At 71.0% G+C, this 11,421-nt stretch carries 14 protein-coding genes; 7 read left to right on the top strand and 7 right to left on the bottom strand.

Annotated features, from left to right (window positions below):
* Nucleotides 1–505 (top strand): glycosyltransferase family 4 protein (locus DQW85_RS34580; RefSeq protein WP_113703969.1); only part of this gene is annotated, 505 nt, incomplete at its 5' end.
* A 13-nt stretch (nt 506–518) separates the two neighbouring features.
* Here the strand turns inward: DQW85_RS34580 and DQW85_RS34575 are convergent.
* The 3 genes from DQW85_RS34575 to DQW85_RS34565 all read right to left on the bottom strand — a co-directional run bounded on the left by DQW85_RS34575 (nt 519) and on the right by DQW85_RS34565 (nt 3,159).
* Nucleotides 519–1,997 carry a DUF2079 domain-containing protein gene (locus DQW85_RS34575; RefSeq protein ID WP_240197620.1) on the bottom strand — a complete coding sequence of 493 codons (1,479 nt, stop codon included), beginning with the start codon at nt 1,995–1,997 and terminating at the stop codon, nt 519–521.
* 121 nt (nt 1,998–2,118) lie between these two features.
* A complete protein-coding gene (locus DQW85_RS34570; protein WP_113703966.1) occupies nt 2,119–2,472 on the bottom strand; it encodes a hypothetical protein in 354 nt (117 codons plus the stop codon).
* A gap of 132 nt (nt 2,473–2,604) precedes the next feature.
* On the bottom strand, nt 2,605–3,159 hold the full coding sequence (locus tag DQW85_RS34565) for a DUF1707 SHOCT-like domain-containing protein (protein ID WP_240197619.1): 555 nt from the start codon (nt 3,157–3,159) through the stop codon (nt 2,605–2,607).
* A 112-nt stretch (nt 3,160–3,271) separates the two neighbouring features.
* Between DQW85_RS34565 and DQW85_RS34560 the strand changes: the two genes are divergently transcribed.
* On the top strand, nt 3,272–4,198 hold the full coding sequence (locus DQW85_RS34560) for an anti-sigma factor RsbA family regulatory protein (protein ID WP_113703964.1): 927 nt from the start codon (nt 3,272–3,274) through the stop codon (nt 4,196–4,198).
* Nucleotides 4,199–4,232: 34 nt separating this feature from the next.
* Here the strand turns inward: DQW85_RS34560 and DQW85_RS34555 are convergent, their stop codons facing one another.
* Both DQW85_RS34555 and DQW85_RS34550 read right to left on the bottom strand, forming a co-directional pair.
* Nucleotides 4,233–5,207, bottom strand: coding sequence for an aldo/keto reductase (locus DQW85_RS34555; protein WP_113703963.1), 975 nt, complete (start codon nt 5,205–5,207; stop codon nt 4,233–4,235).
* A complete protein-coding gene (locus DQW85_RS34550; RefSeq protein WP_113703962.1) occupies nt 5,204–5,554 on the bottom strand; it encodes a MerR family transcriptional regulator in 351 nt (116 codons plus the stop codon). Before DQW85_RS34550 ends, DQW85_RS34555 begins: the two co-directional genes overlap by 4 nt.
* A gap of 222 nt (nt 5,555–5,776) precedes the next feature.
* Here DQW85_RS34550 and DQW85_RS34545 point away from each other — a divergent pair, with 222 nt between their 5' ends.
* The 5 genes from DQW85_RS34545 (at nt 5,777) to DQW85_RS34525 (ending at nt 9,440) form a co-directional block, all read left to right on the top strand.
* Nucleotides 5,777–6,406 (top strand): DUF998 domain-containing protein, encoded by a 630-nt coding sequence (locus tag DQW85_RS34545; protein ID WP_162795604.1) that lies wholly within the window; start codon nt 5,777–5,779, stop codon nt 6,404–6,406.
* 95 nt (nt 6,407–6,501) lie between these two features.
* On the top strand, nt 6,502–6,963 hold the full coding sequence (locus DQW85_RS34540) for a universal stress protein (protein WP_113703960.1): 462 nt from the start codon (nt 6,502–6,504) through the stop codon (nt 6,961–6,963).
* Nucleotides 6,964–7,133: 170 nt separating this feature from the next.
* Nucleotides 7,134–8,108: a phosphotriesterase family protein gene (locus DQW85_RS34535; protein ID WP_113703967.1), complete on the top strand. Its 975-nt coding sequence runs from the start codon at nt 7,134–7,136 to the stop codon at nt 8,106–8,108.
* Nucleotides 8,109–8,149: 41 nt separating this feature from the next.
* Nucleotides 8,150–8,536, top strand: a complete 387-nt coding sequence (locus DQW85_RS34530) for an STAS domain-containing protein (protein WP_113703959.1) — start codon at nt 8,150–8,152, stop codon at nt 8,534–8,536.
* Nucleotides 8,537–8,546: 10 nt separating this feature from the next.
* Complete coding sequence (locus DQW85_RS34525; RefSeq protein ID WP_113703958.1) at nt 8,547–9,440, top strand: sigma-70 family RNA polymerase sigma factor; 894 nt, start codon at nt 8,547–8,549, stop codon at nt 9,438–9,440.
* 12 nt (nt 9,441–9,452) lie between these two features.
* Here DQW85_RS34525 and DQW85_RS45035 read toward each other — a convergent pair whose 3' ends face one another.
* A complete protein-coding gene (locus tag DQW85_RS45035) occupies nt 9,453–9,596 on the bottom strand; it encodes a hypothetical protein (protein WP_162795603.1) in 144 nt (47 codons plus the stop codon).
* A gap of 142 nt (nt 9,597–9,738) precedes the next feature.
* Nucleotides 9,739–10,812 carry a hypothetical protein gene (locus DQW85_RS34520; protein WP_113703957.1) on the bottom strand — a complete coding sequence of 358 codons (1,074 nt, stop codon included), beginning with the start codon at nt 10,810–10,812 and terminating at the stop codon, nt 9,739–9,741.
* Nucleotides 10,813–11,421 lie beyond the last annotated feature (609 nt).

Raw genomic sequence — 11,421 nt, 5'->3', positions numbered from 1 at the left:
GCTCCGCGGGGTGCGCTCGCGGGTGCCCCCGGCCGTGCCGCTGCGCGCCACCGTGGTCGGCGACGGCCCGGCCCGCGGCTCGATGGAGCGCTATCTGGCCAGGCACGGCATGGCGGACTGGGTCTCGCTGCCCGGCCGCCACACCCGCGAGCAGATCGCCAAGGTGCTGGAGTCGGCCGACGTGTTCGTGGCGCCCGCGCCGCGCGAGTCGTTCGGCATCGCCGCCCTGGAGGCCCGCGCCGCCGGGCTCCCCGTCGTCGCGCGGGCGCAGAGCGGGGTGGCCGACTTCGTCAGGCACGGCACCGAGGGGCTGCTCGGCCGCGACCTCGGCGACCTGGTCGGGGCCGTGGCCCGCCTGTCCACGGACGCGGCGCTGCGCGCTCGTATCACCGCCCACAACCGCGTCACGCCACCGGCCGCGGGCTCGTGGCCGGCCGTGCTCGAAGGCTTCGACCGCGCCTACGCCGAGGCGGTCCGTACGGGGGCGGCCCGCCGGAACCCGTAGCGGGCGCGCTCCGTCACGGGCGGTGCAGCACAACGTACCCGTCGCGCTCGAAGACCTTCGTGTACCCCTCCTGGAGCAGCCTGCCGACCTGGGCCGCCTGCTCCTCGGCCGAGCCGAACGGGAACTCCCAGCGCGCCGTGTCGGCCACCACCCACGGCGCGCCGCGCGATCGCCCGGTCCACAGCAGCACCGTGGCGCGTGAGGTCAGGGCGGGACCGGTCGAGTTCGCCGCCTCGACGGTGACGCCGGACGGCACCCTGGCCACGGCCTCGCGGGCGGCGGCGATCTTGACCGCGTCGCCCTTGTAGAAGCCCGGATGGTAGAGCTGGTCCAGGGCGAACTTCGGGACGAGCGTCAGGGCGACGGCGCACACGGCCGCCGACCAGGCCAGCCTGAGCGAGCGGTCGTCGGACCGCCCGATCCGGCGCAGCAGCCTGGCCAGCCCGTCCACGCCCGCGCACAGCAGGATCACCACCGTGAAGGCGCTGTACTGGAAGTCCGCCTGCCACCAAAGCGGGCGGTCCGACAGCATGCGTTCGAGCACGTGCGGCAGCGCCACGATGGACAGCGGCGACAGCAGGCACAGCAGCAGGGTCGGCCACACCAGCAGGAACAGCGTGTCGACCTTGGCCTCCTCGCTGAACGGCAGCAGCAGCGCGGCGACAGGGTCGCGCAGCAGCGCCAGGATCGCGCTGGGGACGTCGGGACCGAGGTGGCCGTAGGCCCAGAAGTCGTTCGAGTCGCCGCCGAGCAAGGGGATGAGCGCGCCGCGTGTGATCAGCGCGCCGCCGAGGCCCACCGCGGCGCAGCACACGCCGCGGAACCGGTCGCCGATGACGAAGAGGTAGAGCCCGAACCCGATCACCATCAGCCCCATGTCCTCCTTGACCAGGAGGAGCCCGAACATCGCCAGGAAGGCCGGTAAGGGGCGGTCCGCGTGGTAGCGCTCGATCATGACGGCGGTGAACAGCGGGACGAACATCACCTCGTGCACGTCGAACGCGACGGCCTGCGCCACCGGCCAGGAGAGGGCGTAGGCGACGGCGACGAGGTAGGCCGGCCCGGCGCCGAGCGTCCGGCGGGTGAACAGCCAGATGAACGGTATCGCCGCCGCGAACAGCAGCGCCTGCGCGACGACCAGCGATTCCGGGCCGTCGTGGATCCAGTAGAACGGCGCCAGCAGCGCGTACGCGGGTGAGAAGTGGTCGGCGAGCTGGACGTAGTCGAGTCCCCGGTCGTGGAAGCTCCCGACCACCGGCACGTACGGCGGGCGGAACCGCGCGTAGTTGCGCACGGCCTGGTCGAAGATGACCAGGTCGAAGACGGAGGCGCGGAACGTGGCCAGCTTGACCAGCCCGAGCACGGAGTAGGCGGCGGCGGCGAGGAGCGCGATGAGTCCAACGCGGAGCCGGTGGCCGCGGAGGTGGGGTTTCCAGCGCGAGGTGGTGGTGGCGGTCGTCCCGGACTCGCCCGCCAGCGTGTCGCCCGTCACGGGCCACAAGAGTAGACCGATTTCTCCGCAATCCCGGAACCGTCGAGGTCGGCGCCCCGGAACGGGAACCGGCCGCCGCGCCGCGCTGCCCCCCGCAGGCGACGCGACGGCCGGAGAGCGATCAGGAGCAGGCGCTCTGGATCTTGGTGACGAAGCCCTGCATCTTCTGCATCGAGTCCATCGTCGCGCTCGGGTTGCTGGCGTCCACCTTGATGCCGTCGAGCCCGCTGGCCAGGTCGTTGAGCGCGGCGGCGAGCTCGCCGTCGTAGTCGGCGGCCAGGCTCTTGACCTTGGCGGCGGCCTCGTCGCCGGCGCTCTCCAGGGCCTTGGGGTCAGTCGCGGCCTTGGTCACCGAGCCGTTGAACTCGGTCATGATCTTGCTGACCTCGGTGGCGACCTTGTTGCAGTCGACCGCGTTGCCGAGCGCGCCACAGGCGGTGGTGAGGCCGGCAAGGGAGAGCGTCGCGATCGTCATGGCAATGCGACGGCGCGGGGGTGTCATGGTCAATGCCCTTCGTTCGTCTGAAGATGAAGGGACATTATGGACGCGCTCTTGAGCGCCACTTGCACAACACTAACAACTTCTTTATACGTATTTATCCAGGCGTCAGCCGCCGAACCAGCGCCTGCGCGGGTGCCGGATGGACAGTCGGCCGTACGTGCTCTCGCCGCTCACCACGAGGTAGAGCGAGCCGGGACGGGGCCTTCCGGGCACGCCGGCGAGCGACGTCGAGCCCCACTCGGAGCGGAACCGGTCGGCGTTCGCCGCCCCGCCCTCGGGCAGCACGATCGTGGCGGAGCCGTACTTCAGGTCCAGCTCCACCTCGACGACCGGATGGGCGACGGCCGCCTGGGAGAAGTCGAGCTCGACGCTGCCGTACTTGGAGACGACCCGCAGCCGCCGCGGGACCGCCCAGTCGCCGGAGCGCTTCACGTGGCCGCTCTTCGACTCCAGCACGACGACGTCGTCCGCCTGCGGCTGCGTCGCCGGCAGGTCGGAGACCAGCCCCAGCAGATCGCCGTACGTCCTGGCGGTGAGAGCGAGCTCCAGCCGGTCCTCCAGCTCGAGCCGGGTGAGACGCCCTTCGGTGAACGCGTCCTGCAGCCGCCGCGCGGCGCGGTCGCGGTCCTCGTCGGAGACGCGCATCTGCAATTCCGACATGTCCCGAGCATAGGGTCGCCCGGCTCAGAAGGGGAGACGGCGGCCCGGAGGGATGGGCGGATCGAGGGAACGGCTTGCCTTGAAGGCCTCAAGGGAGGGTACCTTGAGTCTGATGCTGGCGGATCCGTTCGTGCACCCGGCGCTCTTCTACAGGGGTGACCGGGAATACGCCACTGCCACCACGGCCTTCGTCCGCGAGGGGCTCGCGTCGGACGAGCCCGTCGCCGTCGCCGTTCCCTCGGCCAATCTGAAGCTGATCGAGTCGGAGCTGGGCGTCGACGCGGTCCGGGTCCAGCTGCTCGACATGGAGGAGGCGGGCCGCAACCCCGGCCGCATCATCCCCGCCGTGCTGCGCGCCTTCGCCGACCGCCATCCCGGTGAGCACGTGCGGATCATCGGCGAGCCGATCTGGCCCGGCCGCACCGCCACCGAATACCCCGCCTGCGCCCAGCACGAGGCCCTGATCAACTTCGCGTTCGCCGGGCGGCGCGTCACGATCCTCTGTCCGTACGACGCCGACCGGCTCGACCCGGCCGTCCTCGACGAGGCGGCGCTGACACATCCCGTGATCCGCGACGGGCGGGGCGAGCGGCCCAGCGACGCCTACGCCCCCCAGCAGGTGGTCCGCGCGCACAACCTGCCACTCGGCGAGCCCGGCGAGTTCCACTCGGTCCGCTTCGACCGCGCCAACCTGGCCGCGGCCCGCACGCTGGCCGCCGCGCGCGCCGCCGAGCTGGGCCTCGACGGGCCCAGGCTCGACGACATCCGCCTGGTGGTCGCCGAGCTCGGCGCCAACAGCCTCGACCACGGCGGCGGCGCCGGCTTCCTCAGGGTCTGGACCGAGGGCGACCGGCTCGTCTGCGAGGTGAGCGACACGGGCCACATCACCGACCAGCTGGCGGGACGAGAGCCTGTCGATCCGCGCATCGCGGGCTCGCGCGGGCTGCTCATCGTCAACCTGCTGAGCGACCTCGTCCGGGTGCACACGCGCGAGGGCGGCACCACCGTGCGCGCCTACTTCGACCTCCCCGCCCGCTGACCCCCGTCGCGAGGCCGGCTTCCGCGACCGGGTGTCACAACTCGACGCTCGACATGTCCGGGTACCTCTCGCCGCGCACCGCGCCGGCCGGCACGGCCCGCTCCAGCTCGGCGAGCAGCTCCGCGCTCAGCGTGACCGAGGCGGCGGCGACGTTCTCCTCCAGGTACTTCAGCCGCTTGGTGCCCGGGATGGGCACCACGTCGTCGCCCTGGGCGAGCAGCCACGCCAGCGAGAGCTGGGCGGCGGTGAGCCCGGCCGACTCCGCGATCCTGCGGACCTCGGCGGCCAGCGCGGCGTTGTGCTCGGCGTTCTCGCCCTGGTTGCGCGGCGCGAACTTGCGGAAGTCGTCGTCGGGCAGCTCGTCGGCCGGCGGCAGGGTGCCGGTCAGCAGGCCGCGGCTGATCGGAGAGTAGGCGACCAGCGCGGTGCCGACCTCGCGGGCGGCCGGCCGGATCTCGGCCTCCAGGCCCCTGGTGAACAGCGAGTACTCGCTCTGCAGTGCGGCGATCGGGTGGACGGCCGCCGCCCGGCGCAGTGTTTCGGCGCTCACCTCCGACAGGCCGAGGTACGCGACCTTGCCCTGCCGCACCAGCTCCACCATCGCGCCGACCGACTCCTCGATCGGGACGGCGGGATTGCGGCGGTGCATGTAGTAGAGGTCGATGCGGTCGACGCCGAGACGCCGGAGCGAGGCGTCGCAGGCGGCGCGGATGTACTCGGGGCTGTTCTCGATCGTCCGGACGGCTCCCTCCCGCCTGACGCCGAACTTGGTGGCGAGGACGACCTCCTCGCGCCGGTCCTTGATGGCCTGGCCGACAAGCTTCTCGTTGTGCCCCATGCCGTACATGTCGGCCGTGTCGAGGAAGTTGACGCCGAGGTCGAGGGCGCGGTGGATGACGGCGATCGACTCCTTCTCGTCGCCCGTGCCGTAGAACTCGGACATCCCCATGCATCCCAGGCCGAGCGCGGAGACCTCCGGGCCTCCCTTTCCGAGAGTGCGCGTGTTCATGAGACTCCCTTGTACATCTCGATCTTGTAGTCCAGGGCCGTCAGGTCCTGGGAGAGCTCGGCGATCCTGGCCAGGACGCGCTCGCGGTGCCGCTCCAGCATCGCCCGCCGCTCTCCGGCCGTGTGGGCTCCCGCGCGGCTCAACTCGGCGTAGCGGCACATGTCGGCGATGGGCATGCCGGTGGTGCGCAGCTTGGTCAGGAACGCCAGCCACTGGAGATCCCGCTCCGCGTAGTCGCGGTGCCCGGAGCTGTTGCGCCCGACCGAGTGGATCAGCCCTATGCGCTCGTAGTAACGCAGCGTGTGAGCGCTCAGGCCCGACCGCTGCGCGGCCTCCTGGATCGTCATGCGTCCAGGCTGCCGCTTGGAGTGCACTCCAGGTCAAATCACGGCCCGTGGTGCATCCCGCCGTACCCACCCTGAGGGGGCGCGCACTACCCGGGGATGACTTTCCCCAGGCCATCCGGGCGGTCCCAGGGGTGCTACGACCAAGGTATTAGGGGGCCGCTCAGGGCTTCTTCGGGCCGATCTCCGATACTCCGCGAGGCCGCGTTCCCCGAGCTTGGGAGCATGAAGGCTCTACTCGTGAGCGGACTCGCGGCCATCACCGCCGGGACCGGCGCCATGCTCGCCCTGCACGCGCAGGCCGGGCTCGACCCCCTGCACACTGTGATCAGCGAGTACGCCTTTCACTCGACCGGCTGGCTGCTGCCCACCTCCCTCACGCTGTTCGCGGTCGGGGGCGTGCTGACCGCCGAGGCACTGCGCAGGGCGGGAGCCGGCCGCTGGGTGGTCGCGCTCCTGATCGCCTGGGCGGTCAGCATGTTCCTGATCGGGGCTTTTCCCACCGACCGGCCGGGAGTGCCGCTGTCGCTCTCCGGAGGCATCCACCGGTACGCCGCTTTCGCGGCCTTCCTGGCGATGCCCGTCGCGGGCATGCTGCTGGCCAGGACCCAGGCCCGGTACGCCGGGGCGGTGCGGACGCTGAGCGCGATCGCCCTCGGCGCCCTGCTGCTCGTCGTGATCCCGTACGTGGTGCGGATGCTCGGCATCCCGCTGGGCGACGACGACATCCCCGCCGGGCTGACCCAGAGGATCGTGGTGACCACCGAGCTGGGAGTGCTGGCGCTGGCCGGGTTGTCGCTGTTCAGGCCCTCGGCTCAGCGCTCCCAGGGCGGGGTCTCGCCCGTCTTGGCGTAGTTGCGCTCGGCCGGCGGCCTGCCCCCCTGCAATGCGTGAAACGGGCACGCGTTGGTAGAGGGAGGGCGACTGCTCACTCCTGGGAAGTGGGGAAGATGACCGTATTGATCGCTTATGACGGTTCGGATGACGCCAAGGCCGCGATCGCCTTCGCGGGCACGCTGTTGAAGGGGCGGCGGGCCGTCGTGCTGACCGTGTGGGAGCGCGCGGTGCTGGCCCCCGCGGGCCTCATGATGGCAGTCGGCCACTCGCCCGCGGAGGACGAGGCGATCTCCCGTGCGATGGCCGAACTGGCCGCCGAGGGCGCCGAACTCGCGGAACAGGCGGGGCTGGACGCCACGCCACGGGTCGAGCTCGATCCCATCGCCGTGTGGTCGTCGATCATGGACGTCGCGGAGGAGATCGACGCGACGTTGATCGTGACGGGCACGCGCGGGCGGGGCGAGCTCACGTCATTGCTGGTCGGCAGCACGGCCAACCGGGTGCTCCATCACGCCTCCAGGCCCGTGCTCGTGGTGCCCGTTCCGAAGCCCGCACCGGGTGCCCGCGACGCGTGATCGCGCACGTGTCGGAAGCCTCCGGCCCGGTCGTTGACCGGAGGCTGGGCAGGGCCTACGTTTGCGCGCACAGACCGCATGGTATGTACGCCTGGCTCGGGGGTCCGTGGGACCCGGCTCGGGCATGACGTCCGGAACGGAAGCGCAGACCGCCCGGCATGGAGGCCGCGATGCCCGTCAACACCGTCCGAGGCCCCGTAGACCCCGATGATCTCGGCCAGACGCTGATGCACGAGCACGTCTTCGTCCTGTCACCCGAACACGTGGACAGCTACGGCACGGGCAGGTGGTGGGACGAGGAGTTCAGGGTCGCGGACGCGATCGGCAAGCTCAACGCGGTCGCGGCCAAGGGCGTGCGGACCATCGTCGACCCGACGGTGTGGGGCCTCGGCAGGTACATCCCACGCATCCAGCGCATCGCCGCCGAGGTGCCGGACCTGCACATCATCGTGGCCACCGGCATTTACAGCTTCGAGGAACTCCCGCACCAGTACGAACACCGAGGGCCCGGCCTGCTCCTGGACATGCCGGACCCGATGGTCGACGACTTCGTGCGCGACCTCACCGAGGGCATCGCCGACACCGGGGTCAAGGCGGCGTTCCTCAAGTGCGTGGTCGAGGAGAAAGGGCTGACTCCCGGCGTCGAGCGCATCTGCCGCGCCGTCGCACAGGCACACCTGCGCACGGGCGCGCCGATCACCGTCCACACGAACTCGTTCGCGCAGACCGGGCCCATCGCGCTCGACCTGTTCGCCAAGGAGGGCGTCGACCTGACCAAGGTCGTCGTCGGCCACGCCGGCGACACCAACGACGTCGACTACCTGATGCGGCTGGCCGACACCGGAGCCACGCTGGGCATGGACCGCTTCGGGCTGGACGTCTACAACCCCACCGCGCAGCGGGTGGCCACCGTCGCGGACCTGTGTGGGCGCGGATACGCCGACCGGATGGTGCTCAGCCACGACGCCGCCTGCTTCATGGACTACTTCGGCGGCGCCTGGGACGAGGCCCGCGACACCATGGCTCCCAACTGGCGTTACGATCACATTCACGATGACGTGATCAGCGCTCTGCTCGGGTCCGGTGTGACCCAAGAACAGATCGAGCAGATGCTGGTGTTCAACCCGAGAAGCTACTTTGCGTAAAGTAGTGGCATCGGTAGAGCAATTCGGGTAGGTGGAGTTGGGTGACTTCGGAGCAGGCCTTGTCGATCAGCTTGGGGCTCCAGGGCCCCTGTGTCATCGCGAGGCTGACGGGGGAGTTCGACTTCGCGTCCGCCGCGGAGGTGCGTGACCGCGTCACCAAAGCGCTTGACCTCACCCAGCCGCCGCTGCTGGTCATCGACATGCAGGCCGTCAACGTCTGTGACTCCTCGGGGCTGTCCGTGCTGGTCTACCTCCACAAGGCCGTCACGGCGTCCGGCGGGCGGCTGCTGCTGGCCGGGCTGAACGGCAGGTGCAAGCACCTGTTCGCGATCACCGCCCTCGACAAGTTCTTCGACATCCGCAGCACAGCCGAGCTGGCCATCGCCGAGCTCAACGACGCAGGGAATTCACCCCCGTTTACCGGGTAGCTGCCATGGCATGCGGGCCGACGAACCCGACCTCCTGGGCACGTACCTGGAGCAGATCGGCGCCACCCCCTTGCTCTCCGCAGCCGACGAGGTGGAGCTCGCCAGGCGGATCGAGGCTGGGCTGTACGCCGACCACCTGATCGAGCACGGCGCGGTCACGCCCGGGCTGGAGGACGTCAGCCGCGATGGGCGGCGCGCCAAGGACGTGCTGATCCGGTCCAACCTGCGCCTGGTGGTGTCAGCCGCCTGCCGCTACACCCACCGCGGGCTCCCCATTCTGGACCTCATCCAGGAAGGCAACCTGGGCCTGATCAGAGCGGTCGAGAAGTTCGACTACAAGCGCGGCTACAAGTTCTCCACCTACGGGATGTGGTGGATCCGCCAGGCGATCGAACGCGGCATCCACGACAAGAGCCGCACCGTACGGCTGCCCACGCACGTCGCGGAGGCGCTGGCGCGGCTGACCAGGATCGAGCGGCAGCTCGCCGCCGACCTCGGACGCGATCCAGGGGACAGCGAGCTCGCCGAGGCCGCCGGCAGCACGCCCGCCAAGGTGACCATGCTGCGCCGCCTCGGCCTCGAAACCATCAGCCTGGACGTCCCGCTCGGCGACTACGGCGAGGGCAACATCGGCGACCTGATCGCCGACGAGGACGGTCCCCAGGTGCAGGAGCTCATGGAACGCCGCGCGCTGAGCGCGGAGCTGCGCCTGGTGGTCACCTCACTGCCGCCCCGCGAGGCCTTCGTCATCACCCGCAGGTACGGGCTGGGCGGCCTGCGCACCTGGACCTACGGCGAGATCGCCGAGCGCATGGGGCTGACCAGGGAACGGATCAGGCAACTGGAGAAGCAGGCGCTGAAACGGCTCCGCCAGGGCAGCCCACTGATGGCGTGGGCCTCATGACGCCTCGGGGCCTCAGGCAGTGATCATCAGAGCCAGGCCGATGAGCACCACGATCGGCACCACCCAGACCACGGCCTCGGCAGCGAACTCCTTGTACATCGCGTAGATCTCCCTCGTCACACCCTTGGGGGCGGCGTACACGTCACAGCGCAGCATAGCCGCCTCCCCACCATGCCCGCCCCACCCCGCCCACCACGAGCGGGGGCACCACCGGGACAGCCGCTCCGCCGCCCCTCTCCACGGCGCGACACGACCAGCCGAGTAGCCAAGCAGCCGAGTAGTCAGGCGGCGCCTGGGGTCACCCCCCAGCATCACCACCGTTCCCGCCCCCGTTCCCGCCCTCGTTCCCGCCCTCTGCGCGCAGTCGGCTCAGCGCGATGCGCTTGCCCAGCCCGGCGAGCGACTCGTCGGCCATCAGCGGGGCCAGCCGCGGCGCGTCCATGTCCACCCGCTCCAGCACCTCGGCATGGCCGCCGCTGAACCGGCTCCAAGCCCGGACCACGTCCGGCATGGCCGCGATCGCCTCGTCCGACAGGATGGCCTCCCGGGGCAGCCAGGAGGTGAGGAACTGGGACACCCGCGCAGGACTCCACCAGAGCGGACGATCGCCCACGAACTCCACCAGCTTCTCGAACGCCTCCCGCGCCCCGGCCAGGCCGGGCAGTTCTCGGAAACGGGCGACGGTGTCGTCCGGCGCAGGCCGTACAGGATGGGGAACGACACGGGCCCGCGCCAGCGCGAGGGGGCGCACGGCGGGCAGGGTGTCGGCGACCACCGCGCCCATCACCCGCCGGGTCAGCTCGAACGCGTCCAGCACCCGCCCCGCGACCACGCCCGGATCGGCAGGCACGAGGTTCAGATCGTCGAGGAACTTCACCTCCTCGACCAGCGCGTCGACCGCCAGACCCCCGTTGACCTGGTCGATGCCGACCACGAGGATGTGCGGCTCCTTGCCGTTGCGGTATCGGAATCGCAGGGCGGCGAGCGTCTGCTGGCCGTACGGGTCGGCCCTGCCGTACCAAGCACCCTCGCACGTGACCTGCCCCAAGCGCCCCACCCACCCGGGAAGCGCCTCCACGGCCTCGCGCCCGGCCGCCGCGAACGGCCCCGCGGCCCCCGTGACGGACGTATCCGACACTTCCAGCCCATCATCCTCGCTGAGAACCGCGGTGTCCACGGCCGCCAGAGCGGCAAGCGTGAGCCGCGCCTCCGCGGTGCCGGCCCCGACCAACTCCCGGACAAACCCGCCCACATCGCCCGCCTCCAGCCCGGAGACGAGCCTGGCGGCCCACAGCTCGGTGCGCAAGGGTGAACGCCACCTGAGCAGGTCGCGGGCCTGCGTGATCGCCGAGTTGAACGCTGAAGTGCTCACCCTCCGACCGTATCGCCCGCCACGCCCCCCTCACGGCGCACAGCATTCCGCCAGAAGCGCACCCCGCCACCAGGCTGCCCACGCCCCCGGGCGCACCACCACCCCCACTACTCGGACCACAACACCGATCACACGAACAACCGCACACCCGCCGCCCCTTGGGCTGTCGTCAAGCCGCCCCCCGGACGCTCCCGCAACCATGAAGGACCCGGCACTCCACGCCCGCCGCCCCCGCGAACCCGCCGACTGCTCGGACCCGTTTCTCACACAACCGCCGCCCCGTGGCCACCCAACATGCCGACCACGCAAGGCCGACCACGCAAGGCCGACCACGCAAGGCCGACCACGCAAGGCCGACCACGCAAGGCCGACCACGCAAGGCCGGCGCCACGGACCGACCAGCTGCAGCCTCGATCACGCTGGCCCGCCCCTCGATATCTCGGCCTCTCGACGGCCCGCCCGCAGGGCCCGGGCACCTCGCGGTGGGCCGGGTCGGGTCAGCGGCCGGTGTCTGGGCCGGCGAGGCCGGCCTTGCGGAGGGCTTCGGCCATGGCACCCGTGGGTGCGGGCCGGTCCTGGCGCTGGCCCCCGCCCCGGCCACCGTCTCCT

The sequence above is a fragment of the Nonomuraea lactucae genome (genome assembly GCF_003313395.1).
Classification (GTDB): domain Bacteria; phylum Actinomycetota; class Actinomycetes; order Streptosporangiales; family Streptosporangiaceae; genus Nonomuraea; species Nonomuraea lactucae.
This window is presented reverse-complemented; position numbering and strand designations above follow the sequence as displayed.

Coding starts and splice junctions, on each gene's coding strand:
- DQW85_RS34550 (WP_113703962.1), bottom strand. CDS start 5,554: ATGACGATCCAGGAGGCCGCGCAGCGGTCGGGCCTGAGCGCTCACACG.
- DQW85_RS34570 (WP_113703966.1), bottom strand. CDS start 2,472: ATGACGATCGCGACGCTCTCCCTTGCCGGCCTCACCACCGCCTGTGGC.
- DQW85_RS34535 (WP_113703967.1), top strand. CDS start 7,134: ATGCCCGTCAACACCGTCCGAGGCCCCGTAGACCCCGATGATCTCGGC.
- DQW85_RS34545 (WP_162795604.1), top strand. CDS start 5,777: ATGAAGGCTCTACTCGTGAGCGGACTCGCGGCCATCACCGCCGGGACC.
- DQW85_RS34525 (WP_113703958.1), top strand. CDS start 8,547: ATGCGGGCCGACGAACCCGACCTCCTGGGCACGTACCTGGAGCAGATC.
- DQW85_RS34565 (WP_240197619.1), bottom strand. CDS start 3,159: ATGTCGGAATTGCAGATGCGCGTCTCCGACGAGGACCGCGACCGCGCC.
- DQW85_RS34555 (WP_113703963.1), bottom strand. CDS start 5,207: ATGAACACGCGCACTCTCGGAAAGGGAGGCCCGGAGGTCTCCGCGCTC.
- DQW85_RS34560 (WP_113703964.1), top strand. CDS start 3,272: ATGCTGGCGGATCCGTTCGTGCACCCGGCGCTCTTCTACAGGGGTGAC.
- DQW85_RS45035 (WP_162795603.1), bottom strand. CDS start 9,596: ATGCTGCGCTGTGACGTGTACGCCGCCCCCAAGGGTGTGACGAGGGAG.
- DQW85_RS34540 (WP_113703960.1), top strand. CDS start 6,502: ATGACCGTATTGATCGCTTATGACGGTTCGGATGACGCCAAGGCCGCG.